This is a genomic window from Candidatus Palauibacter sp., assembly GCF_965197445.1.
In the GTDB taxonomy this organism is placed as follows: Bacteria; Gemmatimonadota; Gemmatimonadetes; order Palauibacterales; family Palauibacteraceae; genus Palauibacter.
In genome coordinates, this window is sequence record NZ_CBDANE010000005.1 from 1,663,255 (window position 1) to 1,687,592 (window position 24,338).

Consider the following 24,338-nt stretch of genomic DNA (forward strand, 5'->3'; position numbering starts at 1 on the left):
CTGAACCACACCCGGGAAACGAAACGGCGTAGAGATGGCGCAGAAGATCAGGATTCGGTTGAAGGCATTCGATCCGGCGGTGATCGATCAAACCGCGGCGGACATCGTTCGGACCGCGCAGAAGACCGGTGCGTCGGTCAGCGGCCCGATCCCGCTGCCGACGCGCCGTCAACTGTTCACGGTTCTCCGAAGCCCGCATGTGGACAAGAAGTCGCGAGAGCAGTTCGAGCTCAAGACGCACAAGCGGCTCATCGACATTCACGACTCGCGACCGCAGACCATCGATGCGCTGACCAAGCTGGATCTGGCGGCCGGCGTCGATGTCGAAATCAAAGTCGAGTAGCGAGATGCCCGGGTTGATCGGCCGAAAAATCGGCATGACGCAGATCTTTGATGACGATGGCAGGGCCGTCGGCGTTACCGTGCTCGAAGTCGGGCCCTGTCCGGTGGTCCAGATCAAGACCGCCGAACACGACGGCTACGACGCCGTGCAACTCGGCTTCGATCGGGTCAAGGAGCGCAACGTCCGGAAGCCGGGCGCAGGCCACGCCGCACGGGCCGGACTCGATCACGTGCCGCGCGTCCTCGCCGAGTTCGATTTAGGGGGTGAGGATCTTGAACTGGGCCAGGAACTCACGGTCGAGATGTTCGACGTCGGGTCTCGGGTGAACGTGACGGGGGCGACGAAGGGCCGCGGATTCCAGGGTGTAGTGAAACGGCACGGTTTCGCGGGCGGGCGCGGGTCTCACGGCGGAAGCTCGGTTCTCCGGGGTCCGGGCTCCATCGGAGCCGGCACCGATCCGTCCCGGGTCATCAAGGGCCGCAAGATGGCGGGACGCATGGGCGGGACGCAGCGGATGGCGATGAGCCGCAAGGTCATCGGCATCGACGCCGACAGGAACCTGCTTCTCGTCCGGGGATCGGTGCCGGGTGGACGCAACAACATCGTCATGGTGAGGCCGGGTCGATGAAAGTCGCCACGTACAGGGCCGACGGCACGTCAGGCGAAGAGCGGTCGCTGCCGGAAACGCCGTTCGACGGGACCGTCAACGAAGACGCGCTGCATCAGGTAGTCACGGCCGTGCTCGCCAACCGCCGACAGGGAACCGCCTCGACGAAGACCCGCTCGACCGTGCATGGTGGATCGCGCAAACCGTGGCGCCAGAAGGGCACGGGTCGTGCTCGGGCGGGTTCGATTCGCTCCGCGCTGTGGCGCGGTGGCTCGGTGGTCTTCGGTCCGCATCCGCGATCATATCGAGTCCGGGTGCCCCGGCAGCTCCGCCGGCTCGCGATCCGTTCGGCGCTCAACACGAGAGCCCTGAGCGGTGATCTCGCGCTCGTGGAGCCGCTGCACTTCGATCCACCCAGGACCCGCGATGTGGCTGCGTTGCTGACGCGCATCGGCCGCGCGTCGGAGAACGTCCTCGTCCTGACCGCGGGCTACAAGCCAAAGGTCTATCTGTCCGCGAGGAATTTGCCGGGCGTGCGCGTGCTCCCCTGGGGCGAGGCATCGGCGTACGACATCCTCTGGTCCGACCTGGTGCTCGTGGAAGCACCGGCGCTGAACGGGCAGGCGGACGGCGCCGGGGAGAGTGAAGCATGAGACGGGCGCCGAACGAGATCATCCTTCGTCCGCTCTTCACCGAAAAGAGCTCGACCAGCTTGCAGTCCGAGGGGACCGACGGGGTTGGCCGGAGGCTCCAGGCCCGAATCGAGCGCGGCGAGGTTGAACCTCGCCCGAAATACACCTTCGAGGTGGCACCGGACGCGAACAAGATCGAGATCCGGCGGGCCTTCGAGGCGATCTTCGAAGGTCAGCGGGTTACCTCCGTGCGAACGATGAACGTGCGGGGAAAGAAGAAGCGCGTGGGACGCTCGGTGGGGCGGCGGCCACACTGGAAGAAGGCGATCATAGAGATCGCCGATGGCCCCATCGATGTGCTCGAGGGAGGCTGATCGATGCCGATTCGAAAGTTCAAGCCGGTCACGTCCGCCTCCAGATACCGAAGCGTCTCGACCTTCGAGGAGATTACGCGAACCGAACCGGAGAAGTCGCTCACCGAGGGGCTGCCGAAGAAGGCGGGCCGCAACCACCACGGCCGGATCACGAGCCGCAGGCGGGGCGGCGGCCACAAGCGGCGCTATCGGCGTATCGACTTCAAGCGCAGGAAGGACGGCGTTCCGGGGGTCGTGGCGGAGATCGAGTACGATCCCAACCGGTCGGCCCGCATCGCGCTCATTCACTACGTGGACGGAGAGAAGCGCTACATCCTCCATCCCCGCGGACTTGGCGTGGGTGACACGGTCCTCTCCGGATCGGGTATCGACCCTAACGTCGGGAACTGTCTTCCCCTGCGCGAAGTGCCGCTCGGGACCCTGGTGCACGGCGTGGAACTGGTGCCTGGCAAGGGAGCGCAAATGGCCCGCTCCGCCGGAGCCTCGGTCCAGGTCGTCGCGAAGGAGAGAGGGACCGTCACGCTGCGGCTTCCGAGCACCGAGATGCGTATGGTGCCCGAATTGTGCCGGGCGACGATCGGTCAGGTCGGCAACGTCGACCATGAGTTGATCCGCGCCGGCAAGGCCGGCCGGTCGCGATGGAAGGGCCGCCGGCCGAAGGTGCGTGGCGTGGCGATGAACCCGGTCGACCACCCCCTCGGGGGCGGCGAAGGGCGCAGTTCGGGTGGTCGTCCGCCCGTGTCGCCCTGGGGGAAGCCCGAGGGGCGCAAGACGCGGAAGAAGCGGAAGCAGAGCGATAGGCTGATCGTGCGCGGCCGCAAGCGCGGCAAGGCCACAAAGTAGGAGCGAGGTAAAGCGATGCCGAGAAGCGTCAAGAAGGGACCGTACATCGACGAGAAGCTGCTCATGAAGGTGCAGCGGATGAACGATTCCGGAGACAAGTCGGTCATCAAGACCTGGGCGCGGGCCTCTACCATTAGCCCCGATTTCGTCGGGCACACGCTCGCGGTGCACAACGGCAACAAGTTCATCCCGGTCTACGTGACCGAGAACATGGTGGGGCACAAGCTGGGCGAGTTCGCGACGACGAGAACGTTCAGGGGACACGCCGGCTCGGCGCGGGATCGGCGGGGCAGAGTCTGATGCGGGCCACGGCGAAGGCGAAGAACGTCGGCATGTCCGCGCGGAAGATGCGCCTGGTTATCGACCAGATTCGTGGCCGTGACGTCAACGACGCGTACGCCATCCTGCAGTTCTCGAAGAAGAAGGCGGCCCGGCCGATCGGCAAGCTGCTGCGCTCGGCCGTGGCGAATGCGACCTATCGGGCGGACGAGGACGGTGCGTCGCTCGATGTGGACGAGTTGTACGTGCACGAAGCCTACGTAGATGAAGGCAGAACCCTTAAGCGCTGGCGCGCGCGGGCCTACGGGAGAGCGACCTCCGTGCTCAAGCGAAGCAGTCACGTGACAGTCGTCGTGGACACGAGAGGCTAATGGGTCAGAAGACACATCCGTACGGATTCCGGCTCGGCTCCGTCAAACCCTGGCGGTCACGCTGGTACGCGCAAGGCAGGGAGTTCCCCAAGCTGCTCGCGGAAGACGAGAAACTGCGGAAATACCTGCACGCGCGGCTCGGCCACGCGGCGATCGCTCAGGTGGAGATCGAGCGAAAGCCGTCGAAGATCGTCGTCACGGTGCACACCGGCCGGCCTGGTGTCGTGATCGGCAAGCGTGGCGCCGAAGTCGACAAGCTGCGCGATGAACTTTCGCTGCTCACGGACGCGGAAGTCTCCGTCAACGTCGAGGAGATCCGCCGCCCGGAGACCGAGGCCCAACTGGTGGCCGATAACGTCGCCCACCAGCTGACGCAGAGGATCAGCTTCCGTCGAGCCATGAAGCGGGCCGTGCAGGCGGCCATGCGTGCCGGCGCGGGCGGTATCCGGATCCAGTGCGGCGGTCGGCTCGGCGGGGCGGAAATCGCGCGCTCGGAAGGCTATCACGAGGGGCGAGTTCCGCTGCACACGCTGCGAGCCGACATCGACTACGCGGAGCGGCAGGCCAGGACCACGTTCGGGACGATCGGTGTGAAGGTGTGGATCTTCCACGGCGAGATCGTGGAGGACCGCCGGGGTCAGACCTACACTGCCGGCGGACGTCGCCGCGCGGGTCGCGGGCGAGGATAGAGAGACATGCTGCAACCGAAGCGGATCAAATACCGAAAACAGCAGAAGGGTCGCCTGCGTGGCAGCGCGCACCGCGGCAACAAGGTTTCCTTCGGTGACTACGCGCTGCAGGCGCTCGAGCCGGGCTGGATCACGAACCGGCAGATCGAGGCCGCCCGTGTGGCAATGACGCGTCACATCAAACGTGGCGGGAAAGTCTGGATCAGGATCTTCCCCGACAAGCCGCTGACGCAGAAGCCGGCGGAAACCCGGATGGGGAAGGGGAAGGGAAACCCCGAGTACTGGGTTGCGCCGGTCAAGCCGGGGCGGGTGATGTTTGAACTCGAGGGCGTCGACGTCGAGCTCGCGAAGCGGGCAATGCAACTGGCGGCCGCGAAGCTTCCGATCAAGACACGTTTCCTGGAGCGGGAGGACTAGGGTGCCGCTGGACGCGACGGAGATTCGCGAACTCACCGACGAGGAACTCGCGGAGGAACTCGCGCGCGCCACGAACGAGGTGGCGCGCCTGCGATACAGGTCGGCGTTCGAGGAGCTGGAGAACCCTCTGCTGCTTCGAACGCTGCGCCGAGACATCGCCCGAATGAAGACCGTGCAGGTCGATCGGGCACGTAGCGAGGAGAACCAGGTTGGCTGACCAATCTGCGGCGAAAGGTCGACGCAAGGTCCGGCTCGGTACGATCGTGAGCGACCGAATGGACAAGACCGTCGTGGTGTCCGTTGAACGAAGGCTTCCGCACCCGCTGTATGGCAAGCAGGTGAGCCGGCGCAAGCGATACCAGGCGCACGACGAGACGAACGAATACCGAGTTGGCGACGTGGTCCGGATCGAAGAGACCCGGCCGCTGTCCCGGCTCAAGCGCTGGCGCGTTCTCGAACTGGTCCAGCGGCCGGATTAGCGAGGGACACGAAATGATTCAGCAGGAGTCGATGGTCCAAATTGCGGACAACTCCGGAGCTCGCCGAGCCCTGTGCATTCGGGTGCTCGGAGGGTCGCGTCGCCGGTACGCTCGAGTAGGGGACGTGATCGTGGCGACCATCAAGGACGCGACGCCGCACGGGAACGTAAAGAAGGGCCAGGTGGTTCGCGCGGTCGTCGTACGGACCGCCAAGGAGAGCCGCCGGCGCGATGGCAGCTACATCCGCTTCGACGAGAACGCTGCGGTGATCGTCAACGACGCCGGAGAGCCCACCGCGACCCGCATCTTCGGGCCGGTGGCGCGCGAACTGCGCGAGAAGAAGTTCATGAAGATCGTATCGCTTGCGCCCGAAGTGATCTGAGAGCCGAGCGAGGATTCGAGCCGATTATGACGCAGAAGAAGCTGAATATGAGAACCGGGGACACCGTCCAGGTGATCGCCGGCAACGATATCGGGCGCCAGGGGCAGGTGCTGCGCACGATCCCATCGCAGGGGCTCGTCGTGGTGCAGGATGTCAACATGCGGAAGCATCACAAGCGGCCCTCGGCCAACGCAAAGGGCGGGATCACGGAAGGCGGAATCGTCACGCACGAAGAGCCGATCCGCGTCTCGAACGTGATGCTTGTGTGTCCTCACTGCGACGAACCGGTGCGGACTCGGCGACGGCACGACGCGGACGGCACGATCGAGCGGATTTGCAAGCGTTGCGACAACCCGATCCCGACTCCTGGTTGAGGGGCGACAGGGAACGATGAGTTCGGAAAACGGAAAGCCGCGTCTGCGGCAACACTACGACGAAACGGTCCGGGCGAAGCTCGCGGCAACTTTCGGTTTCGAAAATCCGCACCAGATCCCCAGGCTCGAGAAGATCGTGATCAACGCCGGACTCGGCGACGGGAAAGACAATCCCCGGCTGCTGGAGTCCGCCGCGAACGAAATCGCGGTGATCAGCGGGCAGCGGCCCGTCATCACGCGGGCGCGCATCGCCATTTCGAACTTTGGTCTGCGCGAGGGAATGCCGATCGGGACCATGGTAACGCTTCGCAGTACGCGCATGTACGAGTTTCTCGACCGTTTCATCAGTACGGCCGTGCCGCGTATTCGGGACTTTCGAGGATTCCGCAGCCGGGCGTTCGACGGTCGCGGCAACTACACGGTGGGGATCAAGGAGCAGATGGTCTTCGCCGAAGTCGACTACGACGAGATCGTCAAGATCCACGGTCTCAACATTACGTTTGTCACGACGACCACTCGCGACGACGAAGCGCTCGTTTTGCTCCGCGAGATGGGGATGCCGTTTCGCGACGAGGTCCCGGTCGTCATCTAGCGTTCCGTTGGCGGAACGTCGCTCCGCCCGGGCCGCTGGACGGCTCAACTCAGGAAAGACCGTATGGCAAAAACGGCTTTGATCCAGAAGGCGAACCGGAAACCGAAGTTCAGTTCCCGGACCGTCCGGCGTTGCAACCGGTGCGGCCGTCCCCGCGCGTACATGCGGAAGTTCGGCCTGTGCCGGATCTGCTTCAGGCAGCAGGCGCTACGCGGAGAGATCCCCGGAGTCCGGAAAGCGAGCTGGTGATATGAGCATGACCGATCCGATCGCGGACATGCTGACGCGAATCCGCAATGCCGGCCGGGCGGGACACCGTCGGGTCGACATCCCGCTCTCGAAGATCAAGATCGAGATCGCGCGGATCCTGGCGGAGAACCACTTCGTGCGCGGCTACAAGGTGCTGGATGACAATCGTCATGGTCGCCTGCGCGTGTACCTGAAGTACACGCCCGACGACCGTCCCGTCATCCGGCTGCTTGAGCGCGTTTCGAAACCCGGACTGAGGAAATACGTGGACGCGACTTCGATCCCCAAGGTCCGTGCCGGCATGGGAATCGCGATCCTGTCGACGTCGAACGGACTGATGACCGACCGTGAAGCCCGCCGACAACGCGTCGGGGGCGAAGTCGTCGCCAGAGTCTACTGAGCGGGTCGCGGGGCCGCCGGACAGTTGCGCCGGCGCGCGAACCCGAGGGAGCAGATAAGTGTCGAGAATCGGAAAGCTGCCGATCCCCGTGCCGGACGGCGTCGACGTCAGGATCGACGGCCAGCACGTGAGGGTGGAGGGTCCGCGGGGCGAACTCGCGCGCTCGTTCGACCCCGACATGACGATCACGTTGTCCGACGGCCTGGTGTCGGTGGCGCGGTCCTCCGATGAGGCCCGGCAGCGTGCATTGCACGGGCTCACACGGTCGCTGATCGCGAACATGGTTACGGGCGTGTCGGAGGGATATGAGAAGCGGCTGGAGATCCACGGCGTCGGGTACAAGGCGGAACAGAAGGGCGAAACCCTCGTGTTCAGCGTCGGGTACAGCCACACGGTCGCGATGGAGCCTCCGTCCGGCGTCGCGTTCGGTCTGGAGTCGCCGACGCTCGTGAAAGTGATGGGGATCGACAAGGAGAAGGTGGGGCAGATGGCGGCGGAGATTCGCGCCATTCGTCCGCCCGAACCCTACAAGGGCAAGGGGATTCGCTACGTGGGCGAGCACGTGCGCCGAAAGGCCGGCAAGGCGACCGCGGCCAGCTGATCCCGCCGAGACTACGAGAGAGCAGGAAGACGATGGACATCAGGGGCCGGACGAAACAAAGGCATAGACTCCGAACGCGGCGTCACGCCCGGATCAAGAAGAAGATCCGCGGGACGGCGGAACGGCCGCGCCTCGTCGTGTTCCGGAGCCTGCGAAATGTGGAGGGTCAGCTGGTCGACGATGACCTGGGCGTCACGCTGCTTGGCGTTTCGACGCGCTCCGGGACGGACGGCGATGCGGGCGAGCGCTCCGGCAAGACTGCCGAGGCGTATCTGGCGGGCAAGAAGCTGGCGGAGACGGCGGTCGGCGCCGAGGTGGACGAGATCGTGTTCGACCGTGGGGGCTATCCCTATCACGGCCGGGTGCGAGCGTTTGCGGAAGGCGCTCGTGACGGCGGTCTCCGATTCTGACGAGAGGTTTTCATGGCTAGAGGTGGGAAACGGCGCGCCGACGGTGACAACTTCAAGGAGAACGTCATCTTCATCAATCGCGTTTCGAAAGTCGTCAAGGGGGGTCGACGCTTTTCGTTCACTGCCCTCGTCGCCGTTGGCGACGGGCAGGGCCGCGTGGGTATGGCTCTGGGCAAGGCGAACGAAGTCGCAGAGGCGATCCGCAAGGGATTCGAGCAGGCCCGCCAGGCCATGGTCCAGGTGCCGATCGTGAACGGGACCATCCCGCACGAGATCCTCGGGCGGCACGGGGCCGGCAGGGTGCTGCTCAAGCCCGCCGGCCCGGGAACCGGCGTGATCGCCGGCGGACCCGTTCGGGCCGTGCTGGAATGCGCAGGAGTACAGGACATCCTCACCAAGAGCCTCGGCACGAACAATCCGCTCAACATCGTCCGTGCGACGATGAGCGGCCTCCAGGACCTCGTCACGCCGGAACAGGTCGCGGTCGAGCGTGGAGTGGATCTGGCCACGATTCGGGAGGCCATGCGTGGGTGAGCAGTTGAAGATTCGACAAGTGAAGAGCGGCCTGGGCGCGCAGCGAAAGCAGCGCGACACCCTCCGGGCCCTCGGACTCCGGCATCACCAGGACCAGGTCGTACAGCCGGACAACGCCGCGATCCGCGGGATGATCCACGCCGTGGCGCATCTCGTCGAAGTCGAGGAGGTGAAGAGCCATGGGTGAACGAGAGCGGATCGGGCTCGACAATCTCTCGCCGGCCCGGGGCTCGAAGTCGTCCGCGAAGCGGCGGGGCCGAGGCCGCGGGTCGGGACTGGGCAAGACATCGGGCCGCGGTCACAAGGGCCAGAAGTCGCGTAGCGGCGCTTCCATACCGGCCTGGTTCGAGGGCGGACAGATGCCGCTCTATCGGCGTACACCCAAGCGGGGGTTCAAGCCGCACCAACGCACGGAGTGGCACATCGTGAACCTGTCCGACCTGGAACGGGTCGAAGGCAGCGGGATCGATCCGGAGACCCTCCGCGCGAGCGGGGTCATCCGCAGCACCGGTGGGCCGGTCAAGATCCTCGGACGCGGTGACGTGAGCCGGGCCATCGACGTTCAGGCTCACGCCTTCAGCGCCTCGGCACGCGAGAAGATCGAAGCCGCCGGGGGCACCGCCCGGGTGATCGAGTAAGACATGGCGAACGCTCGAAACGCGGCGGCGGCGGCCGCGAACATCTTCAAGGTGCCGGAGCTCAAGGCGAAGATCCTCTTCACCCTGCTCTGCCTGGGCCTCTATCGGCTGGGTTCGCACATTACGACACCGGGCGTGGACGTGGTGGCCCTGCAGCAGCTGGCCGGACAGTTCCAGGGCACGCTGTTCGGCATCTACGACCTGTTCGTGGGCGGCGGCCTGCAGCGCGCGACCGTCTTCGCGCTCGGTATCATGCCGTATATTTCGGCCAGCATTCTGTTTCAGCTGCTCTCCGCCGTCATGCCCGCGATCGAGAAGTTGCAGAAGGAGGGTGAGGAGGGTAGGCGCAAACTCACCCAGTGGACGCGGTATACGACGGTCCTGCTGTGCATCGGGCAGGCGTACACCTATGCGCTGTTCCTGGAGTCGCAACCCGGGGCGGTGCTCGATCCCGGGCTCGGCTTCCGCCTCCTCACGGTCCTGATGCTGACCACCGGGGGCGTATTCGTGATGTGGCTGGGCGAACAGATCACCGAGCGCGGCGTCGGCAACGGCATGTCGCTCCTGATCTTCTTCTCGATCCTGCAGGGCTTCCCCGGCGCGGTGATCAATACGTTCGAGCTCTATCAGGCGGGCGGCATCTCGCTGATGAAGCTGATCCTGCTTGCCGCCACGCTCGTCGCCGTAATGGCGGCGGTCGTCGCGCTGACCATGGCCCAGCGCAAGATCCCCGTCCAGATCCCGAGAAAAGTCGTTGGGAGGGGCCGGATCCGGGAGGGCCAGCGGTCGTTCATTCCGCTCCGGATCAACTCCGCCGGCGTCATGCCGATCATCTTCGCGCAGTCGATCATCATCATTCCGGGGACGCTCGCAGCGTTCATGGGCAACCCGGGGCCCGGCAGCTCCGGAGCGCGCCGATTCATCTACGAGATGAGCCAGGCGCTCCAGGTGGGGACGTCATGGTACTACGGTCTGTATATCGTTCTCATCGTCTACTTCACGTATTTCTACACCTCGATCATCTTCAACCCGTCAGACCTGGCGGAGAACCTCAAGCGCCAGGGCGGGTTCATCCCGGGCGTCAAGCCCGGTGCGAAGACGGCCGACTATATCGATCACGTGCTGACACGGATCACGCTGCCCGGAGCCATGCATATCTCGCGCTCATCGCGGTGCTGCCCTACGTGATCTTCTCGATCTTCGACCTTCAGACCTTCTTCTTCGGCGGCACCTCCCTGCTGATCGTGGTAGGTGTCGCTCTCGATACGATGCAGCAACTGCAGCAACATCTTCTGCTGCGTCAGTACGAGGGGTTCATGAAGAAGGGGAGGGTCAAGTATCGAGGCAGACAACGATACCTGTGATGGGTGTGCGACTGATCATCATGGGCCCCCCGGGGGTCGGGAAGGGCACGCAGGGTGAGCTCCTGGCGGAGCGATTCGGCATCCCGCGACTCTCGACCGGTGACATGATTCGGGCGGCGCTGAAGGCCGGCACCCGGCTCGGCGATAGGGTTCGCGTCTACTACGAGGCCGGCGACCTGGTGCCGGATGAGGTTGTGCTGGGCCTCATTTCCGAAGCATTCGACGGCCCGGAGGCGGCCTGCGGATTCCTTCTCGACGGCTTTCCCCGGACGGTGGCGCAGGCGGACGGACTCGCCGAGCTGCTCACCGCACGCGGGATCGGGCTCGACGCCGTACTCTCGCTCGAAGCTCCCGAGCAGGAACTCGTCGAACGGATCTCCGGGAGGCGAGTCTGCGAAGCGTGCGGCCTTGTGACCCACGTGAGGCTCGTGGGTGACGCCTCGCCGTGTCCGGCCTGCGGAGCCTCCCTCATTCAGCGATCCGATGATCGCGCGGAGACCGTCCGGAACCGGCTCTCGGTGTACCGCGAGCAGACCGAGCCTCTGCTCGCGTACTATGCGAGTTCCGAGACGGGGTTGACCGCCGTGGATGGTCTGGGAAGCCCGGAAGCCGTCCGGGATCGCCTGCTCGAGACGCTGCGCTGCGCGGAGGCGGTGGGTTGATTCGGCTGAAGTCGCCTGCCCAGATCGAGGCGATCGCCGAGGCTGGCGCGATCGTGGCGGAAGTGCTGGAGATGGCTACGGAGCAGGCGATGCCGGGGCGGAGCACCGGCGAGCTCAACGAGATGGCCGAGGCCATGATCCGCGATCACCCGGGTGCGATCCCCGCCTTCAAGGGGCTGTACGGGTTTCCGGCCACGCTCTGCACGAGCGTCAACGAAGAGGTGGTGCACGGGATACCGTCGTCTCGGCGGCGGCTTGAGGCCGGCGACATCCTGAGCGTCGACGTGGGGGTCAAGCAGGGCGGGCTTTTTGCGGACGCGGCGGTGACGATCCCCGTCGGCGAGGTGGCGCCGGCCACGGAACGCCTGCTCGACGTCACGCGATCGGCGCTGGAGGTGGGCGTCGACGCCGCGCGGCCGGGGACGCAGCTCGGCGACCTGGGTTGCGCGATCCAGACTCACATCGAAGCCGCCGGCTTCAGCGTGATCCGCGAACTCGTGGGTCACGGCGTGGGAGAGGCGCCTCACGAGGAGCCGCAGGTCCCCAACTACGGGGTGCGCGGCCGCGGGTTCCGGATGAAGGCGGGGCTGGTCATCGCCATCGAACCGATGGTGAACGCGGGCCGGCCCGAGATCCGTACGCTGGACGATGAGTGGACGGTCGTGACCGCGGACGGACGCCTGTCGGCCCATTTCGAGCATACGGTGGCCGTTACGGTGGAGGGGCCGCAGGTTCTGACGCGCGTAGCGAGTCCGGCGCGAGCGGGGGAGAGCTGACTTGGCGAAGGAAGAGCCGATCCAGATGACGGGGGAAGTCGCCGAGGCGCTTCCCAACGCGATGTTCCGAGTGGAACTTGAGAACGGGCATCAGATCGTGTGCCACGTCTCCGGCAAGATTCGAATGAACTACATAAGAATCCTGCCCGGGGACAGAGTGGCGGTCGAGCTGTCGCCCTACGATCTGACGAAAGGGCGGATCACCTACCGATACAAGTGAGTCGGGGGATTACATTGTTCGGATCGGTTCGGGCTGATATTCTAAAGGGTTGCCATCGAACCGCCACCAAGAGGACGGCAGATGAAGGTTCGTTCGAGCGTCAGGCGCATTTGTGAGCACTGCAAAGTCATCCGCAGGCGCGGTATCGTGCGGGTGATCTGCAGTCGCGATCCCAAGCATAAACAGCGGCAGGGATAAATGGCACGCATAGCCGGAGTCGATCTTCCGCGGAACAAGCGGATCGAGGTGGGCCTCACCTACATCTACGGAATCGGCCACTCGACGGCACGCAATATACTCGCCGAAACGGGCGTGGACGGGGACGTGCGGGTCTATCAGCTGTCCGATGATGATGTCAACCGGCTACGCCGGGTCATCGAAAACCACTACAAGGTCGAGGGTTCACTCCGTACGGAGACCTCGATGAACGTGAAGCGTCTGATGGACATCGGATGTTATCGCGGGATCCGGCATCGGCGGGGCCTGCCCGTGCGCGGCCAGCGAACGCATACGAACGCCCGGACCAGGAAGGGGCCGCGGCGCGCCGTGGCCGGGAAGAAAAAAGCGCCCCGCAAGTAAGCGCGGCCACAACGTCTCTACAACCGGAGAACGCGTAGGGAATGGCGAAGCCGGTACGAAAAAAGAAGCGTCAGGTCGACGCCGAGGGCGTCGCCCACATCAAGGCGACGTTCAACAATACGATCATCACGATCACGACCCTGACCGGGGACACGGTCGCCTGGGCCAGCGCCGGAAAGGCGGGGTTCAAGGGCTCCAAGAAGTCCACGCCCTTCGCCGCGACGATCGCGGCCGAGACCGTGGGGCGGGAGGCCACGGGCATGGGCATGAGGCGTGTGCATGTCGAGGTGCAGGGGCCGGGTTCGGGCCGCGAATCGGCGATCCAGGCGCTACAGGCCGCCGGGCTCGCCATCCGGTCCATCAAGGACGTGACGCCGATCCCGCACAACGGGTGTCGTCCGCCGAAGAAGCGGAGGGTCTAGATGTCTCGCTATACGGGCCCCGTGTGCCGGCTCTGCCGCCGCGAGGGAGAGAAGCTCTTCCTCAAGGGCAAACGCTGCTTCACGGAGAAATGCGCCATCGAGCGCCGCGCCTTCCCTCCGGGCGAGCACGGCGGAGGTCGTCGTCGTCGTCGGCAGTCGGAATACGCCGTGCAGTTGCGGGAGAAGCAGAAGGTGAAGCGGATCTACGGCCTGGCGGAGAGGCAGTTCCGGTCGCTGTTCGAGAAGGCTTCGCGCGTCCCGGGCGTCACGGGTGAAAACCTGCTCGTCACGCTCGAGAGCCGGCTGGACAATATCGTCTATCGCCTCGGGTTCGCCCCTTCGCGCAAGGCGGCGCGCCAGCTCATTCGACATCGCCACGTGCGGGTCGAGGGGGCGACGGTCGACGTGCCCAGCTTCTCCGTGGCGCCGGGCGCGGAGGTGTCTGTCGCGCCTCGGGCGCGGCGGCTGCCGGTCGTGATTGAAGCGATCGAGGATCGCCGGTCGCGCGATCAGCTTTCGTGGCTGGGGGTCGACTACGACACGGCGACCGGACGCATGCTCGAGCGGCCGTCGAGATCCGACATTCCTTTGGCAGTCGAAGAACAATTGATCGTGGAACTCTACAGCAAGTAGACCCGCCCCGGCCGGCGTCTTGCACGTCCGGCCGCCGAGACCTTGGCTGAGTGAAACAGGAGTGGAGTGCATATGACGGTGTCGGTAAACCTTGCCGGCCTCGTGCTTCCGGAAGCGATGGAGGAACAGAAGCGGTCTGAGGAGGGTGCGCATGCATCTTTCCTCCTCCAGCCTCTGGAGCGCGGGTTCGGACACACGATCGGCAACTCGATCCGACGGATCATGCTGTCCTCTTTACCCGGCGCGGCGGTGTGGGCGTTCCGGGCCGACGGGGTTCAGCACGAGCACCAGACGGTCGACGGGGTCGCGGAGGACGTTCATCAGATCATCCAGAACCTGAAACGTCTCGTCCTGGTCATGGATGAAGGCGAGGATGAGGCGAAGCTCTCGCTGTCGGCGCACAAGGCCGGTCCGGTGACGGCGGGCCGGATTCGGCAGCACGCCTCCATCCGCGTGGTCAACCCGGATCTGCTCCTGTTCACCCTGCAGGAAGATCTGCCTGAGAATCGGCCTCTCACGCTCGAGCTGTGGGTGAATCGCGGCCGCGGCTTCGTGATGGCCGAGCAGCACGAGCACCCGGATGAGTCCGACGAGAGGCGTGACTTTCCCGTCGGGACGATACGGATCGATTCCGTTTACAACCCCGTGACGCGGGCCAATTTCTCTGTAAGGGAGACTCGCGTCGGTCAGCGCACCGACTTCGATCGGCTCGAAGTCGATGTCGAGACGAACGGGGCGTTGAACCCGGCCGAAGCGGTGTCGCAGGCGGCGGAGATTGCGCGCCTGCACCTGTCGTACTTCAGCCAGGTGGGGAGCGTACCCACGCTCGGAGACGAGGCCGAGCCGGCCGCGGATGAGAACGGCGGAGAACCCGTCGATTCGGACTTGGCGGAACTGCTCGACCGTCCGCTCGACGAGTTCAGCGAGATTTCCGCGCGTTCGAGGAACACGCTCGAGCGGCAGAACATCAGTACGCTGGGTGATGTTGTCGCGCGCTCTCGTGACGAGATCCTGCGTCTGGAGAACTTCGGAGAGAAGTCTCTCGAGGAGATCGCCGAGGTGCTTGGGCAGCACGGCCTCCGGTTCGGGATGTCTTTCGCACGGGATGACGACGGCAACCTGTATCGGCTGGATGATCTGGCGGAGAACGGGGCCCGGAGCGACGATGAGACATAGAAAGAAGGGGCGGGAGCTCGGCCGGACCCGCAGCCATCGGAAGGCGATGCTGCGAAATATGGCCACGAGCCTCATCATGCACGAACGGATCCGGACGACCGAGGCGAAGGCCAGGGAGTTGCGGCCGTTCGCGGAAAAGCTCATCACTTTGGCAAAGAGAGGCGATCTGCACAGCCGCCAGCTCGCTGGCCGGCAGATCGCGGATCGGGCGGCGTTGCGAAAGCTCTTCGAGCATGTCGGTCCCCGCTTTGCACAGCGACCGGGCGGATACACCCGGATTCTGAAGCTGGGGGCGCGGAAGGGCGACGGAGCGGAGTTGGCGCTCATCGAGTTCACTGATCGCGAGGCGTGAGGAACCAGGAGAAGACACATGTCCAACAGAGGTGAAGGCGGGCTTGGCGTGATCCTCAGCATCGTGGCGCTGGCGGCCATGGGCACGTTCATGTACTGGCTCAACCTCCAATCTCGCGAGATCGAGATGGCACGCGTCGAGGCCGAGGAAGCCGCCCTGGACGCGGAACGGGATCTGAACGCCGGTGACCTCATGGCGGATCCGCGGGCGGCGCTGGGGCGTCGGGTCGTGATCCAGGGTATCCGCGTGGCGACGGGCCTCGGGCAGGGCGCCTTCGCGCTGGCTCTGAGTGACAGCGTCGCCTATCCGGTCCTGATGGAGTCCGACCCGATCCAGCGCCTGAGGATGGCCAACATCACCATCTACGGCGGCGACAGCGTGTTCGTATCGGGGCAGATCTTCACGTATAACGATTCAATCGGCGTGGCGTGGGTCACCTCGGGGGCGGTGCAGGAGGGAATGGGTGAGAGGATCCCCATCTCCCCCACCTTCCTCCTGGCCGATTCCGTGCTGGTACACTGAGCGGGTCATGGCGAATTTCTGTTACGTATGCGGCAAGGGGCCCGGCGTCGGGAACCATGTCAGCAACGCGAACAACAAGCGCAAACGGCGGTTCATGCCGAACCTTCAGCGCGTGAGGATCGTGGAGGATTCGGGGCGTCTTCGTGTGCGCGTGTGCACGCGGTGCATCAAGGCGGGAAAAGTCGTCAAGGCGTCCTGAGGACGCGGACCGCCCACATCTCGCGATGACCGCCGTCCCCCTCGCGGGCCAGCATGTGCTCGTCACGCGCCCGCCCGGACAGGCGGCTCCTTTGCGCGCCCGGCTCGAGACGGCTGGAGCGACCGTCACCACGGCGCCCACGATCCGTCTGGTCGGACCCTCCGATCCGGGGACGTTCCAGCGACGGGCGGCGCACCTCCCGGAGTACGACTGGGTCGCGGTCACGAGCGTCAATGCGGTCGAGCGTCTCGCGGTTGCTGCCCGGAACGCGGGCTGCGCCGACGCTCTCTCCCGATGCCGGCTGGCCGCCGTGGGACCGTCGACTTCAGACGCAGCCAGAGTTGCCTGGGGTGTGGAGTGCCTCGTACCGCGGGTCTACCGTGGCGAGGCGCTCGCCGACAGCATCGTTGCCGAAATCCCGCCGCCACTGCGCGCAGGGACGCGGGTGCTCCTCGTCCAGGCCGAGGGCGCGCGGCCCGTTCTGCGGGATCGGCTGCTCGCGGCCGGAGCGCAGGTCGACGTCGCCCCTGCCTACGCGGTCGACGTGAACTGGACCGTCCGAGACCTCCTGCTGGAGTTCATCGAGCTTGGCCGCGGGGACTGGCTGACCTTCACGGCCTCGTCCGCCGCCCGGGCGTTCGTGCAACTCGTGGGCCCGCAGACCGGGGGGGCGCTGGTGGCCGCGATCAGCCCCGTGACGGGGGCGACGCTGGCCGATCTGGGATTACCCGTGCATTTGGTCGCGGAGACGCACACGATGGCCGGCCTCGTGGACGCCCTGGTCGGAGCGGCGGAGCGGCCGGGCCGCGCCGCGGAGGTACAACGTCATGCCTGACGCGTCCTTTCCGAACGTCCGGTCGCGTCGCCTGCGCCGCACGGCGGCCATGCGAGAACTGGTTCGGGAAACACGGCTTGAAGCGTCCGATCTCATCTACCCGATGTTCGTGGATGACCGGGGACCGCCTCGCACGCCGGTCGCTTCGATGCCGGGAGTCGACCGGCTCAGCGTCGAGGCTGTCGTCGAGGAGGCGCGTGCGGCCTTCGACGAAGGCATCCGGGCCGTCCTCCTGTTCGGTCTTCCCGCGAGCAAGGATGCCCGAGGTTCGCGCGCGGATCATGCGGAGGGGGTGGTCCAGCGGGCCCTCCGGGCGCTGCGCGACGCGCTACCGGACCTGGTGCTGATCACTGACGTCTGCCTGTGCGAGTATACCGATCACGGTCATTGCGGGGTGCTCGACGGGGAAACCGTCGCCAATGACGCGACGCTCGAGCGACTGGCGGCACAAGCCGTAAGTCACGGGGCGGCGGGAGCCGATGTCGTCGCGCCGTCCGACATGATGGACGGCCGCGTCGGCGCCATCCGGGCTGCGCTGGACGAAGCGGGCCTCGAGGATGTGGCGATCCTGTCCTATGCGGCCAAGTACGCGAGCGTCTTCTACGGGCCGTTCCGCGATGCGGCCGACTCGGCTCCCGCATTCGGGGATCGGCGCGGGTATCAGATGGACGTTCGGAACTCCGATGAGGCCATCCGCGAAGTCGCTCTCGATGTCGCGGAGGGTGCGGACATCGTGATGGTAAAGCCCGCGCTGCCGAACCTCGATATCGTCCGGCGCATCAAAGACGAATTCCGGATGCCGACGGCCGCCTACCAGGTGAGCGGCGAGTACGCGATGATCGAAGCGGCGGGCGCCCGGGGCTGGCTGGATGCCGGGGCCGCGCGGCTCGAGGCGGCGTACGCGATCCGACGCGCCGGAGCGGACCTGATCGTCACCTATGCCGCGCGACAGCTCGCGCGTACCCTCTAGCCGGCGGGGAAGGTCCGGTGAGGATGCTGGTCACGGGGGCGGATGGCTTCGTCGGACAGCACCTGGTTGCGCACCTGCTGGCGCGGGGCTGCGAGGTCACGGCCACTTCGCTCGACGGAAGGCCCGCGGCCGGGACCCTGTCGCCGGCCGAGCGCGCCGCGGCCGACTGGCAGCGGCTGGATGTGCGCGACGCCGCGACGGTGGCTGCGGTGGTCGCGGCCGCCCGCCCGCACCGGATCTTCCACCTGGCCGGGTATTCTTCGAGCGCCGAGGCCGGGGTGCGGCCCGCCGACGCGCTCGAGGTGAACGGCGCGGGCACACTCAACGTCGTTGAAGCTGCGGCCCGGGCCCCGGCGGAAGTGCAGGGCGTTGTCGTGGCCGGCTCCGCGGACGCCTACGGCCGCGGCGCCGACGGTCCGATCTCCGAGCGCACGCCGCTGCGGCCGGTGAGCGTGTACGGTGCCACGAAGGCCGCGCAGGACGTCATCGCCCGGGGGGCCGGCACCGCACTGGGCGTAGAGGTCGTCGTGGCACGGCTGTTCCCGCTCATCGGCCCGGGCCAGAGACCCGTGTTCGTCCTCCCGAGCTTTTGCCGCCGCGCACTGGCCATCCGTCGCGGGGCCGCCCATGCCCGGCTCGCCGTCGGCAATCTGGATGTGGTGCGGGATTTCACCGACGTGCGCGACGGCGTCGGGGCGCTGAGGGCGCTGGCCTCTCTGGACGGTCCGGCGCACAGGGCGTACAACGTGTGTTCCGGGACCGGCACGACGATTCGGCGCCTCCTGGAGTGGGTCATCGAGTCGGCGGAGATCGAACCCGAGATCATTCCCGATTCGACCCTCGTGCGGCGAGGCGAGCCGGACGCCGCGATCGGCGACCCGCGCCGTCTGCGGCGGGCGACCGGGTGGCGCGCGGAGCGCGACCTGCGGGCCTGCGCGCGGGACACGCTGGACTGGATCGGGACATCCGCCGTCGCCTGACGACGGTGGTCGCCGCTTTTCATCAACTGAACGAAAAAACTGAACAAGAAGGAACGGAGACGGCGATGGAAGTCACGGTAATCGGCACCGGGTATGTGGGGCTCGTGGTGGGCTCGTGTCTGGCCGGAGCCGGAAACCGCGTGACCTGCGCCGATGTCGACAGGGAGATTGTCCGGAAGCTCAACTCGGGCGACGTCCCGATCTACGAACCGGGGATAGAGCCCCTGATCTCGGAGAATCTCGCGGCGGGTCGGCTGCGATTCACGACCGACCCCGTGGAGGGGATCCGGACGGCAGAGGCCATATTCGTCGCGGTCGGCACGCCGCCCGGCGAGGACGGGTACGCCGACCTCGACTTCGTGCGCGCCGCCGCGGGAATGATCGGGGAACATCTGCGGCCGCATGCGGTCGTCGTCATGAAGAGTACTGTACCCGTGGGGACGAGCGAGATCGTCCGCGCCGAGATCGCGCGCCGCACCGAGGCTCCGTTCCACATGTGCTCGAACCCCGAGTTTCTGAAGGAAGGTGACGCGGTCGGCGACTTCATGTATCCCGATCGGGTGGTGTGCGGCGTCGATACGGACTATGCCCGCAGCCGCATGGAGGAGTTGTACGGGCCGTTCATTCGCTCGGGGAACCCGCTGATCTTCATGGACATCGCCTCGGCCGAACTCACGAAGTACGCGGCGAACGCGATGCTCGCCGTGCGGATCAGTCTCATGAACCAGTTCGCAGAATTGTGCGAGCGGACCGGCGCCGACATTGAGCACGTCCGGCGGGGGATCGGCACGGACCCCCGCATCGGGCCTGCATTCCTCTACGCCGGTACCGGGTACGGCGGAAGCTGCCTCCCGAAGGACGTACAGGCGATCATCCGGTCGGCTGCCGAATACGATGTCGACCTCACCGTCCTCGGGGCGGTGAACGATGCCAACGACCGGCAGAAAACGGTGCTCGTGCGCAAGATCCGGCAGCGGTTCGGTGACGATCTCTCAGGGCTGCGGTTCGCGCTCTGGGGGCTCGCCTTCAAGCCTCGGACCGATGATATGCGGGCGGCGCCTTCGCGTGCGATCGTCGAAGCGCTGCGGGAGCGCGGGGCTTCGGTCGTGGCGCACGACCCCGTCGCGATGGACCACGCGCGCGAGTTCTACCTCGGTGACGAGATCGAATACGGTGCGGACGAATACGAGACCCTCAACGGCGCCGACGCACTCATCGTCGCGACGGAATGGCTCCAGTACCGCCGGCCCGACTGGACCGCGGTCGCGGACCGCCTGGCCCGTCCCATCGTGTTCGACGGGCGCAACGTGTTCGATCCGGAGCACATGGCGTCGCTGGGATTCGAGCACTACCCGATCGGCCGGAGCCATGTCGGTCCGCAGGCGGCCGCATGAGACTCGTGGTCACCGGGGCCGCGGGCTTCCTCGGCTCACACCTGACCGACCGGCTGCTCGCCGAGGGGCACGCGGTGCTTGGCGTGGACAATCTGATCACCGGGAGGCGGGAAAACCTCTCGCACCTCGAGGACGAGCCCCGCTTCGAGCTGCTGGAGCGTGACGTCTCGCAGCAGCTGGAGATCGAGGGGGATGTCGACGGCATCTTTCACTTCGCCTCGCCGGCGAGCCCGGTGGACTACCTCCGTTTTCCGATCCAGACACTGAAGGCGGGAGCCCTCGGCACGCACCACGCCCTGGGGTTGGCGAGGGCGCGGGGCGCCCGGCTCCTGCTGGCCTCCACCTCGGAGGTCTACGGCGATCCCCTCGTCCATCCCCAGCCCGAGTCGTACTGGGGTAACGTGAACCCGGTCGGTCCGCGCGCCGTGTACGATGAGGCGAAGCGCTTTGCCGAGGCGCTGACCATGGCCTATCACCGCTCGCACGGGGTGGACTCGCGGATCGTGCGGATCTTCAACACGTACGGTCCTCGCATGCGCCCGGACGACGGTCGCGTCGTGTCGAACTTCATCGTACAGGCGTTGCGCGGGGAGCCACTCACCCTGTACGGCGACGGCTCGCAGTCTCGCAGCTTCTGTTACGTGTCCGATCTGGTGGAGGGGATCTGGCGTCTGTTCAACGCCGACATTCACGACCCGGTGAACCTGGGCAACCCGGGGGAGTACACAATCCGGGAGCTGTCCGACCTCGTCCTCGCGACCGCCGGTTCCGCGTCCGCCCTTGAGGTCCGTCCGCTTCCCGCCGACGACCCGAAGGTGCGGTGTCCGGATATCTCGCTCGCCTTGTCGGTGCTGCGTTGGGCGCCGCGAATTCCGCTGAAGGTCGGCCTGGCGCGGACCGTAGCTTACTTTCGGGAGCTACACTCGCTTGGCCGGCTGGAGACGACTCCGGGGTGATCGGCCGGGGAGGAGGAATGGGGGAGTCGGGTCGGGTTCAGGTTTCCGTGGTCATGCCCGTCTACAACGAGGAAGCGACCCTCGAGACCATCGTGCGGCGTGTGAAGGATGTTGCCCCGGACGTCGAAATCGTTGCCGTCGATGACGGATCGAGCGATGGATCGGGCGAGATTCTGCGCCGGCTGCGGGTGGAGGGACTGGTTGAACAGGCGCTCGTCCACGAGAACAACCAGGGGAAGGGCGCCGCTCTCTCGACCGGGTTCAGGGCGGCCCGCGGCGACATCGTGATCGTCCAGGACGCGGATCTCGAATACGATCCAGCCGAATATCCGCGCCTGCTCGAGCCGATCCTCGCCGGAAGGGCGGATGTGGTCTACGGATCGCGCTTCATGGGGGGACAACCCCACCGCGTGCTCTACTATTGGCACTATCTGGGGAACCAGTGGCTCACGCGCCTGTCGAATATGGTGACGAACCTCAACCTGACCGACATGGAGACGTGCTACAAATGCTTCCGCCGGGAGGTGATCGAACGCCTCACGATCGAGGAGCGGGCCTTTGGCGTCGAGCCGGAACTCACGGCAAAAATCGCGCAGGGCGGCTGGCGTGTCTATGAAGTGGGGATCTCGTACGCCGGGCGGACCTACGAGGAGGGGAAGAAGATCAACTGGCGCGATGGCCTTTCTGCGTTGCGCTGTATCTTGCTGTACGGATTGGTCCGGCGCTGGACGGGCAAGGGCCGTGGCGAGGGCCCCGGCGAGGCAACCCTCAGGGATGCCGCCTCCGTCGAAGCTGAGGGGAAATGAACCGAACTGTTCAAGCAATCGCAGGGGTCCTCATCGCGTTCGCGCTCGCGGGCTGCGAGGATCCGGTGGACCGGTCCATGGTTCGCGGGGATCGATACCTGGCCGTGGGGGACACGGACATGGCGATCGCCGAATACCTGCTCGCCCAGCGGGTACGCGGGGACAGCGACGACCTCCTGCTGAGGCTCGGGCACGCGTATGCGGCGCGCGGTGATGTCGACGAAGTGATCGCCGTCTATCAGACGCTCACGGACCGCGATCCCGGCCTGCGGCACCAGGCGGCAGCCTCGCTCGCCGGCCTGGCGTGGGCGGCGCGCGAGAGGGGAGCGGGAGAGAACATGTCCCGCGCGCTTCAGCCGCTGCTCGGCTGGGGGCTCGGCTACCTCCCCGCCGACCTCCAGCGCTCGCTCGCCGCACGGTATGCGGACGAGGGCGACGATGCGCGCGCCCTGTCCCTGCGTCTCGCCCTGCTGGCCGAGGAGGGCGACCCTGATCCGGCGGTGCTGTACGAAATCGGGCTGGCCTACGAGCAACTCGGCGCGTGCACACGGGCGCTGCCGTTTTTTCGCGAGTTCCTCGAGACGGCGGAGGATTCGGATCCGAACCGGGACGCGGCCGGGTTCCAATACGGGGAATGTCTGTTCGAGTCCGCGGACGAAGACCGGGCGGAGGGTCGTCCGGGGGCCGCGCTCGAAAAACTCGATGAGATGGTGGAACTCGGCGTGCCTCGACCGCGCATGGTCGACGCCCACTTCCAGCGCGGCGAACTGCGGCTGGCGCTCGGGGAGTTGGACGAAGCCCTGGCGAGCTACGCGATGGTGCTCGAACTGAATCCGACGCGCACGCACGCGCTGGTCCGGCGCGCGGAGGAGCGGATCCGCCAGATCCGCTTCGGGTTCGAATGAGGTCGACAGCTCTGGTGGTCCTCGGCGCCGTCGCTCTCTCCCTGGCGGCGTGCTCGAGTTCGGGTCCTCCCCGCGATCTGACGCCCCCGGATCTGTTCCAATGGGCGCACGATCAGTTCGATGCGGGGGAATACCGGAAGGCCGCCGAGGGTTTCTTCGCCTACATGCTTCGCGAACCCATGAGTCCGCTGGTGGACAGCGCCCAGTACCTCGCGGCCGAGGGGCGGCTGCGGGCTGGCGATGAACTCGACGCCATCGAAGAGTTCAGACGGATGGCCACGGGGCGGCCCAACAGTCCCCTGGCGGACGACGCACAACTGGGACTGTGTCGTGCGTATCTTTCCGCCTCGCCCAGAGTCTCCCTCTCGCAGGAGTTCACCCGGCGGGCGATCGAGGAATGCGGCCGGCTGCTGCAGTTCTTCCCGACGACTCCCTTCCGCGCGGAGGCTGAACGCCTGATCGCAGAGGCCCAGGCAAAGCTGTCGCAGAAGAGCTACGAGATCGGCAAGTACTATCAGGACAACCGCAGGCTGCCGGAATCCGCGATCGTCTACTACGAGATCTCGCTCTCCGAGCAGCCGGCGGAGGACTTCCTCCCGGATCTCCTGTGGCGACTCTATCAGACGTACCGGCAGGTGGGGTACGAAACGGAAGCCGGCAGCATGCGGGATCGGCTGTTGTCGGAGTTCCCCGACTCGGAGGAAGCGGGAAAGCTGGCCGCGGAGGAAGATCCGGCGGGGAATGTCGGCGCCTCGCTCTGAAGGCACGGCGCGCGGCCGCCGGACCGGTATCCTCGGGGGAAGCTTCGACCCTCCTCATATCGGGCACGCCATCGTCGCCGGGGACCTGATCGAGGCGCTGCATCTCGACCGGCTGCTCGTGGTGCCGGCCGGTGACCCGCCCCATCGAGAAGTCGTGCTTGCGGCTGCCGTCCGCCTGGACCTCGCGCGCCGGCTGTTCGCGGGCGTCCCCGGCATCGAGGTGAGCACCGTGGAGATCGAGCGGCCCGGCCCCTCCTATACAGTCGACACGCTGGTCGAGCTCAAACGACGGTTCCCATCGGACCGGCTGGTCCTCGTCGTGGGGGAAGACCAGTTCGCCGGCCTGGGCCGCTGGAAGAGCAGCCGGCGGCTCCCGGAGCTGGCCCGCATCGCGGTGATGCCGCGGGGGGGGCGGAAACCCGCGACCCCAACGGGAATGGAGCGGATCGAGTATCTTGTCGCCAACGTCACACGAATCGATGTTTCGGCGAGCCGGATCCGGCAACGCCTCGACGAGGGGCGCTCGGTCCACTTCCTCGTTCCCGAGTCGATCAGACAAGATGTCGAGCGCGCCTGGCCGACCTGTCGGGCCCGCCCCGTAACCCAGTGAGT

General features: G+C 66.2%; 43 protein-coding genes. All 43 read left to right on the top strand.

What is annotated here, in order from left to right; translation table 11 throughout:
• Nucleotides 1-34 precede the first annotated feature (34 nt).
• The 43 genes from rpsJ to nadD all read left to right on the top strand — a co-directional run bounded on the left by rpsJ (nt 35) and on the right by nadD (nt 24,336).
• Entirely contained in the window at nt 35-343 is a 309-nt protein-coding gene (gene rpsJ / locus ACN9M6_RS14580; RefSeq protein ID WP_310756558.1) for a 30S ribosomal protein S10, read from the top strand.
• Nucleotides 344-347: 4 nt separating this feature from the next.
• A complete protein-coding gene (rplC, locus tag ACN9M6_RS14585) occupies nt 348-971 on the top strand; it encodes a 50S ribosomal protein L3 (RefSeq protein WP_419163605.1) in 624 nt (207 codons plus the stop codon).
• Entirely contained in the window at nt 968-1,603 is a 636-nt protein-coding gene (rplD, locus tag ACN9M6_RS14590; protein WP_419163606.1) for a 50S ribosomal protein L4, read from the top strand. The genes rplC and rplD overlap by 4 nt, the downstream gene beginning before the upstream one ends.
• A complete protein-coding gene (rplW, locus tag ACN9M6_RS14595) occupies nt 1,600-1,956 on the top strand; it encodes a 50S ribosomal protein L23 (RefSeq protein WP_419163607.1) in 357 nt (118 codons plus the stop codon). Before rplD ends, rplW begins: the two co-directional genes overlap by 4 nt.
• Nucleotides 1,957-1,959: 3 nt before the next feature.
• Entirely contained in the window at nt 1,960-2,799 is an 840-nt protein-coding gene (gene rplB / locus ACN9M6_RS14600; protein ID WP_419163608.1) for a 50S ribosomal protein L2, read from the top strand.
• Nucleotides 2,800-2,814: 15 nt separating this feature from the next.
• Nucleotides 2,815-3,099: a 30S ribosomal protein S19 gene (gene rpsS, locus ACN9M6_RS14605; RefSeq protein WP_419163609.1), complete on the top strand. Its 285-nt coding sequence runs from the start codon at nt 2,815-2,817 to the stop codon at nt 3,097-3,099.
• Nucleotides 3,099-3,449 (top strand): 50S ribosomal protein L22, encoded by a 351-nt coding sequence (gene rplV, locus ACN9M6_RS14610; protein ID WP_419163610.1) that lies wholly within the window; start codon nt 3,099-3,101, stop codon nt 3,447-3,449. Before rpsS ends, rplV begins: the two co-directional genes overlap by 1 nt.
• Nucleotides 3,449-4,138, top strand: a complete 690-nt coding sequence (rpsC, locus tag ACN9M6_RS14615) for a 30S ribosomal protein S3 (RefSeq protein WP_419163611.1) — start codon at nt 3,449-3,451, stop codon at nt 4,136-4,138. Before rplV ends, rpsC begins: the two co-directional genes overlap by 1 nt.
• Before the next feature lie 6 nt (nt 4,139-4,144).
• Nucleotides 4,145-4,555: a 50S ribosomal protein L16 gene (rplP, locus tag ACN9M6_RS14620; RefSeq protein WP_419163612.1), complete on the top strand. Its 411-nt coding sequence runs from the start codon at nt 4,145-4,147 to the stop codon at nt 4,553-4,555.
• A 1-nt stretch (nt 4,556) separates the two neighbouring features.
• Nucleotides 4,557-4,772, top strand: a complete 216-nt coding sequence (rpmC, locus tag ACN9M6_RS14625; RefSeq protein WP_419163613.1) for a 50S ribosomal protein L29 — start codon at nt 4,557-4,559, stop codon at nt 4,770-4,772.
• On the top strand, nt 4,765-5,034 hold the full coding sequence (gene rpsQ / locus ACN9M6_RS14630) for a 30S ribosomal protein S17 (RefSeq protein WP_419163614.1): 270 nt from the start codon (nt 4,765-4,767) through the stop codon (nt 5,032-5,034). Before rpmC ends, rpsQ begins: the two co-directional genes overlap by 8 nt.
• A 13-nt stretch (nt 5,035-5,047) precedes the next feature.
• Nucleotides 5,048-5,416, top strand: a complete 369-nt coding sequence (gene rplN / locus ACN9M6_RS14635) for a 50S ribosomal protein L14 (RefSeq protein ID WP_419163615.1) — start codon at nt 5,048-5,050, stop codon at nt 5,414-5,416.
• Between the two features lie 26 nt (nt 5,417-5,442).
• Complete coding sequence (gene rplX / locus ACN9M6_RS14640; protein ID WP_419163616.1) at nt 5,443-5,790, top strand: 50S ribosomal protein L24; 348 nt, start codon at nt 5,443-5,445, stop codon at nt 5,788-5,790.
• 16 nt (nt 5,791-5,806) lie between these two features.
• Complete coding sequence (rplE, locus tag ACN9M6_RS14645; RefSeq protein ID WP_419163617.1) at nt 5,807-6,382, top strand: 50S ribosomal protein L5; 576 nt, start codon at nt 5,807-5,809, stop codon at nt 6,380-6,382.
• A 63-nt stretch (nt 6,383-6,445) separates the two neighbouring features.
• A complete protein-coding gene (locus ACN9M6_RS14650; RefSeq protein WP_419163618.1) occupies nt 6,446-6,631 on the top strand; it encodes a type Z 30S ribosomal protein S14 in 186 nt (61 codons plus the stop codon).
• Between the two features lies 1 nt (nt 6,632).
• Complete coding sequence (gene rpsH / locus ACN9M6_RS14655; RefSeq protein ID WP_419163619.1) at nt 6,633-7,031, top strand: 30S ribosomal protein S8; 399 nt, start codon at nt 6,633-6,635, stop codon at nt 7,029-7,031.
• A gap of 58 nt (nt 7,032-7,089) precedes the next feature.
• A complete protein-coding gene (rplF, locus tag ACN9M6_RS14660) occupies nt 7,090-7,632 on the top strand; it encodes a 50S ribosomal protein L6 (protein ID WP_419163620.1) in 543 nt (180 codons plus the stop codon).
• Nucleotides 7,633-7,664: 32 nt separating this feature from the next.
• Nucleotides 7,665-8,042: a 50S ribosomal protein L18 gene (gene rplR, locus ACN9M6_RS14665; RefSeq protein ID WP_419163621.1), complete on the top strand. Its 378-nt coding sequence runs from the start codon at nt 7,665-7,667 to the stop codon at nt 8,040-8,042.
• A 12-nt stretch (nt 8,043-8,054) separates the two neighbouring features.
• Nucleotides 8,055-8,576, top strand: a complete 522-nt coding sequence (rpsE, locus tag ACN9M6_RS14670) for a 30S ribosomal protein S5 (protein ID WP_419163622.1) — start codon at nt 8,055-8,057, stop codon at nt 8,574-8,576.
• Between the two features lie 4 nt (nt 8,577-8,580).
• On the top strand, nt 8,581-8,763 hold the full coding sequence (gene rpmD / locus ACN9M6_RS14675) for a 50S ribosomal protein L30 (protein WP_419163623.1): 183 nt from the start codon (nt 8,581-8,583) through the stop codon (nt 8,761-8,763).
• Between the two features lie 10 nt (nt 8,764-8,773).
• The gene (gene rplO / locus ACN9M6_RS14680) at nt 8,774-9,214 is read left to right on the top strand and encodes a 50S ribosomal protein L15 (protein ID WP_419163771.1); all 441 of its coding nucleotides are present in this window, start codon (nt 8,774-8,776) and stop codon (nt 9,212-9,214) included.
• Between the two features lie 3 nt (nt 9,215-9,217).
• Complete coding sequence (gene secY / locus ACN9M6_RS14685) at nt 9,218-10,402, top strand: preprotein translocase subunit SecY (RefSeq protein WP_419163624.1); 1,185 nt, start codon at nt 9,218-9,220, stop codon at nt 10,400-10,402.
• Entirely contained in the window at nt 10,399-10,578 is a 180-nt protein-coding gene (locus tag ACN9M6_RS14690) for a hypothetical protein (RefSeq protein ID WP_419163625.1), read from the top strand. Before secY ends, ACN9M6_RS14690 begins: the two co-directional genes overlap by 4 nt.
• On the top strand, nt 10,578-11,240 hold the full coding sequence (locus tag ACN9M6_RS14695; protein ID WP_419163626.1) for an adenylate kinase: 663 nt from the start codon (nt 10,578-10,580) through the stop codon (nt 11,238-11,240). Before ACN9M6_RS14690 ends, ACN9M6_RS14695 begins: the two co-directional genes overlap by 1 nt.
• Complete coding sequence (gene map, locus ACN9M6_RS14700) at nt 11,237-12,016, top strand: type I methionyl aminopeptidase (protein WP_419163627.1); 780 nt, start codon at nt 11,237-11,239, stop codon at nt 12,014-12,016. Before ACN9M6_RS14695 ends, map begins: the two co-directional genes overlap by 4 nt.
• Nucleotide 12,017: 1 nt before the next feature.
• Nucleotides 12,018-12,236: a translation initiation factor IF-1 gene (gene infA, locus ACN9M6_RS14705; RefSeq protein ID WP_419163628.1), complete on the top strand. Its 219-nt coding sequence runs from the start codon at nt 12,018-12,020 to the stop codon at nt 12,234-12,236.
• 81 nt (nt 12,237-12,317) lie between these two features.
• Nucleotides 12,318-12,434 (top strand): 50S ribosomal protein L36, encoded by a 117-nt coding sequence (gene rpmJ / locus ACN9M6_RS14710; protein ID WP_419163629.1) that lies wholly within the window; start codon nt 12,318-12,320, stop codon nt 12,432-12,434.
• Nucleotides 12,435-12,815 carry a 30S ribosomal protein S13 gene (gene rpsM, locus ACN9M6_RS14715; protein ID WP_419163630.1) on the top strand — a complete coding sequence of 127 codons (381 nt, stop codon included), beginning with the start codon at nt 12,435-12,437 and terminating at the stop codon, nt 12,813-12,815.
• Between the two features lie 41 nt (nt 12,816-12,856).
• Nucleotides 12,857-13,237 carry a 30S ribosomal protein S11 gene (rpsK, locus tag ACN9M6_RS14720; protein ID WP_419163631.1) on the top strand — a complete coding sequence of 127 codons (381 nt, stop codon included), beginning with the start codon at nt 12,857-12,859 and terminating at the stop codon, nt 13,235-13,237.
• Nucleotides 13,238-13,870, top strand: coding sequence for a 30S ribosomal protein S4 (rpsD, locus tag ACN9M6_RS14725; protein ID WP_419163632.1), 633 nt, complete (start codon nt 13,238-13,240; stop codon nt 13,868-13,870).
• A gap of 72 nt (nt 13,871-13,942) precedes the next feature.
• Nucleotides 13,943-15,046, top strand: coding sequence for a DNA-directed RNA polymerase subunit alpha (locus ACN9M6_RS14730; protein ID WP_419163633.1), 1,104 nt, complete (start codon nt 13,943-13,945; stop codon nt 15,044-15,046).
• Nucleotides 15,036-15,398, top strand: coding sequence for a 50S ribosomal protein L17 (rplQ, locus tag ACN9M6_RS14735; protein ID WP_419163634.1), 363 nt, complete (start codon nt 15,036-15,038; stop codon nt 15,396-15,398). The genes ACN9M6_RS14730 and rplQ overlap by 11 nt, the downstream gene beginning before the upstream one ends.
• Nucleotides 15,399-15,416: 18 nt before the next feature.
• A complete protein-coding gene (locus tag ACN9M6_RS14740; protein ID WP_419163635.1) occupies nt 15,417-15,920 on the top strand; it encodes a hypothetical protein in 504 nt (167 codons plus the stop codon).
• Nucleotides 15,921-15,927: 7 nt separating this feature from the next.
• Complete coding sequence (rpmB, locus tag ACN9M6_RS14745; protein ID WP_419163636.1) at nt 15,928-16,119, top strand: 50S ribosomal protein L28; 192 nt, start codon at nt 15,928-15,930, stop codon at nt 16,117-16,119.
• A gap of 25 nt (nt 16,120-16,144) precedes the next feature.
• Entirely contained in the window at nt 16,145-16,954 is an 810-nt protein-coding gene (locus ACN9M6_RS14750) for a uroporphyrinogen-III synthase (protein WP_419163637.1), read from the top strand.
• Entirely contained in the window at nt 16,947-17,924 is a 978-nt protein-coding gene (gene hemB, locus ACN9M6_RS14755) for a porphobilinogen synthase (RefSeq protein WP_419163638.1), read from the top strand. Before ACN9M6_RS14750 ends, hemB begins: the two co-directional genes overlap by 8 nt.
• 23 nt (nt 17,925-17,947) lie before the next feature.
• A complete protein-coding gene (locus ACN9M6_RS14760) occupies nt 17,948-18,904 on the top strand; it encodes a GDP-mannose 4,6-dehydratase (RefSeq protein WP_419163772.1) in 957 nt (318 codons plus the stop codon).
• Between the two features lie 65 nt (nt 18,905-18,969).
• Nucleotides 18,970-20,298 carry a UDP-glucose dehydrogenase family protein gene (locus ACN9M6_RS14765; protein ID WP_419163639.1) on the top strand — a complete coding sequence of 443 codons (1,329 nt, stop codon included), beginning with the start codon at nt 18,970-18,972 and terminating at the stop codon, nt 20,296-20,298.
• Nucleotides 20,295-21,254 (top strand): UDP-glucuronic acid decarboxylase family protein, encoded by a 960-nt coding sequence (locus tag ACN9M6_RS14770; protein WP_419163640.1) that lies wholly within the window; start codon nt 20,295-20,297, stop codon nt 21,252-21,254. The genes ACN9M6_RS14765 and ACN9M6_RS14770 overlap by 4 nt, the downstream gene beginning before the upstream one ends.
• A 17-nt stretch (nt 21,255-21,271) precedes the next feature.
• Complete coding sequence (locus tag ACN9M6_RS14775) at nt 21,272-22,060, top strand: glycosyltransferase family 2 protein (protein WP_419163641.1); 789 nt, start codon at nt 21,272-21,274, stop codon at nt 22,058-22,060.
• Nucleotides 22,057-22,965, top strand: a complete 909-nt coding sequence (locus tag ACN9M6_RS14780) for a tetratricopeptide repeat protein (protein WP_419163642.1) — start codon at nt 22,057-22,059, stop codon at nt 22,963-22,965. The genes ACN9M6_RS14775 and ACN9M6_RS14780 overlap by 4 nt, the downstream gene beginning before the upstream one ends.
• Nucleotides 22,962-23,726: an outer membrane protein assembly factor BamD gene (locus ACN9M6_RS14785; protein ID WP_419163643.1), complete on the top strand. Its 765-nt coding sequence runs from the start codon at nt 22,962-22,964 to the stop codon at nt 23,724-23,726. The genes ACN9M6_RS14780 and ACN9M6_RS14785 overlap by 4 nt, the downstream gene beginning before the upstream one ends.
• Nucleotides 23,707-24,336, top strand: a complete 630-nt coding sequence (gene nadD / locus ACN9M6_RS14790; RefSeq protein ID WP_419163644.1) for a nicotinate (nicotinamide) nucleotide adenylyltransferase — start codon at nt 23,707-23,709, stop codon at nt 24,334-24,336. The genes ACN9M6_RS14785 and nadD overlap by 20 nt, the downstream gene beginning before the upstream one ends.
• Nucleotides 24,337-24,338 lie beyond the last annotated feature (2 nt).

What these genes read in the sequence shown, in the direction of transcription:
- ACN9M6_RS14780 (WP_419163642.1), top strand. Translation starts at nt 22,057, where the DNA reads ATGAACCGAACTGTTCAAGCAATCGCAGGGGTCCTCATCGCGTTCGCG.
- rplP (WP_419163612.1), top strand. Translation starts at nt 4,145, where the DNA reads ATGCTGCAACCGAAGCGGATCAAATACCGAAAACAGCAGAAGGGTCGC.
- secY (WP_419163624.1), top strand. Translation starts at nt 9,218, where the DNA reads ATGGCGAACGCTCGAAACGCGGCGGCGGCGGCCGCGAACATCTTCAAG.
- ACN9M6_RS14775 (WP_419163641.1), top strand. Translation starts at nt 21,272, where the DNA reads ATGGGGGAGTCGGGTCGGGTTCAGGTTTCCGTGGTCATGCCCGTCTAC.
- rplX (WP_419163616.1), top strand. Translation starts at nt 5,443, where the DNA reads ATGACGCAGAAGAAGCTGAATATGAGAACCGGGGACACCGTCCAGGTG.
- ACN9M6_RS14740 (WP_419163635.1), top strand. Translation starts at nt 15,417, where the DNA reads ATGTCCAACAGAGGTGAAGGCGGGCTTGGCGTGATCCTCAGCATCGTG.
- rpsE (WP_419163622.1), top strand. Translation starts at nt 8,055, where the DNA reads ATGGCTAGAGGTGGGAAACGGCGCGCCGACGGTGACAACTTCAAGGAG.
- ACN9M6_RS14650 (WP_419163618.1), top strand. Translation starts at nt 6,446, where the DNA reads ATGGCAAAAACGGCTTTGATCCAGAAGGCGAACCGGAAACCGAAGTTC.
- rpsJ (WP_310756558.1), top strand. Translation starts at nt 35, where the DNA reads ATGGCGCAGAAGATCAGGATTCGGTTGAAGGCATTCGATCCGGCGGTG.
- ACN9M6_RS14695 (WP_419163626.1), top strand. Translation starts at nt 10,578, where the DNA reads ATGGGTGTGCGACTGATCATCATGGGCCCCCCGGGGGTCGGGAAGGGC.
- rplN (WP_419163615.1), top strand. Translation starts at nt 5,048, where the DNA reads ATGATTCAGCAGGAGTCGATGGTCCAAATTGCGGACAACTCCGGAGCT.
- rpsC (WP_419163611.1), top strand. Translation starts at nt 3,449, where the DNA reads ATGGGTCAGAAGACACATCCGTACGGATTCCGGCTCGGCTCCGTCAAA.
- ACN9M6_RS14770 (WP_419163640.1), top strand. Translation starts at nt 20,295, where the DNA reads ATGAGACTCGTGGTCACCGGGGCCGCGGGCTTCCTCGGCTCACACCTG.
- rplE (WP_419163617.1), top strand. Translation starts at nt 5,807, where the DNA reads ATGAGTTCGGAAAACGGAAAGCCGCGTCTGCGGCAACACTACGACGAA.
- ACN9M6_RS14750 (WP_419163637.1), top strand. Translation starts at nt 16,145, where the DNA reads ATGACCGCCGTCCCCCTCGCGGGCCAGCATGTGCTCGTCACGCGCCCG.
- rpsH (WP_419163619.1), top strand. Translation starts at nt 6,633, where the DNA reads ATGAGCATGACCGATCCGATCGCGGACATGCTGACGCGAATCCGCAAT.
- ACN9M6_RS14730 (WP_419163633.1), top strand. Translation starts at nt 13,943, where the DNA reads ATGACGGTGTCGGTAAACCTTGCCGGCCTCGTGCTTCCGGAAGCGATG.
- rplD (WP_419163606.1), top strand. Translation starts at nt 968, where the DNA reads ATGAAAGTCGCCACGTACAGGGCCGACGGCACGTCAGGCGAAGAGCGG.
- rpsK (WP_419163631.1), top strand. Translation starts at nt 12,857, where the DNA reads ATGGCGAAGCCGGTACGAAAAAAGAAGCGTCAGGTCGACGCCGAGGGC.
- rpmB (WP_419163636.1), top strand. Translation starts at nt 15,928, where the DNA reads ATGGCGAATTTCTGTTACGTATGCGGCAAGGGGCCCGGCGTCGGGAAC.
- rpmJ (WP_419163629.1), top strand. Translation starts at nt 12,318, where the DNA reads ATGAAGGTTCGTTCGAGCGTCAGGCGCATTTGTGAGCACTGCAAAGTC.
- hemB (WP_419163638.1), top strand. Translation starts at nt 16,947, where the DNA reads ATGCCTGACGCGTCCTTTCCGAACGTCCGGTCGCGTCGCCTGCGCCGC.
- nadD (WP_419163644.1), top strand. Translation starts at nt 23,707, where the DNA reads ATGTCGGCGCCTCGCTCTGAAGGCACGGCGCGCGGCCGCCGGACCGGT.
- rplC (WP_419163605.1), top strand. Translation starts at nt 348, where the DNA reads ATGCCCGGGTTGATCGGCCGAAAAATCGGCATGACGCAGATCTTTGAT.
- rplR (WP_419163621.1), top strand. Translation starts at nt 7,665, where the DNA reads ATGGACATCAGGGGCCGGACGAAACAAAGGCATAGACTCCGAACGCGG.
- rplB (WP_419163608.1), top strand. Translation starts at nt 1,960, where the DNA reads ATGCCGATTCGAAAGTTCAAGCCGGTCACGTCCGCCTCCAGATACCGA.
- ACN9M6_RS14765 (WP_419163639.1), top strand. Translation starts at nt 18,970, where the DNA reads ATGGAAGTCACGGTAATCGGCACCGGGTATGTGGGGCTCGTGGTGGGC.
- rpsM (WP_419163630.1), top strand. Translation starts at nt 12,435, where the DNA reads ATGGCACGCATAGCCGGAGTCGATCTTCCGCGGAACAAGCGGATCGAG.
- rpsS (WP_419163609.1), top strand. Translation starts at nt 2,815, where the DNA reads ATGCCGAGAAGCGTCAAGAAGGGACCGTACATCGACGAGAAGCTGCTC.
- rplW (WP_419163607.1), top strand. Translation starts at nt 1,600, where the DNA reads ATGAGACGGGCGCCGAACGAGATCATCCTTCGTCCGCTCTTCACCGAA.
- rpsD (WP_419163632.1), top strand. Translation starts at nt 13,238, where the DNA reads ATGTCTCGCTATACGGGCCCCGTGTGCCGGCTCTGCCGCCGCGAGGGA.
- rplQ (WP_419163634.1), top strand. Translation starts at nt 15,036, where the DNA reads ATGAGACATAGAAAGAAGGGGCGGGAGCTCGGCCGGACCCGCAGCCAT.
- ACN9M6_RS14760 (WP_419163772.1), top strand. Translation starts at nt 17,948, where the DNA reads ATGCTGGTCACGGGGGCGGATGGCTTCGTCGGACAGCACCTGGTTGCG.
- rplV (WP_419163610.1), top strand. Translation starts at nt 3,099, where the DNA reads ATGCGGGCCACGGCGAAGGCGAAGAACGTCGGCATGTCCGCGCGGAAG.
- ACN9M6_RS14785 (WP_419163643.1), top strand. Translation starts at nt 22,962, where the DNA reads ATGAGGTCGACAGCTCTGGTGGTCCTCGGCGCCGTCGCTCTCTCCCTG.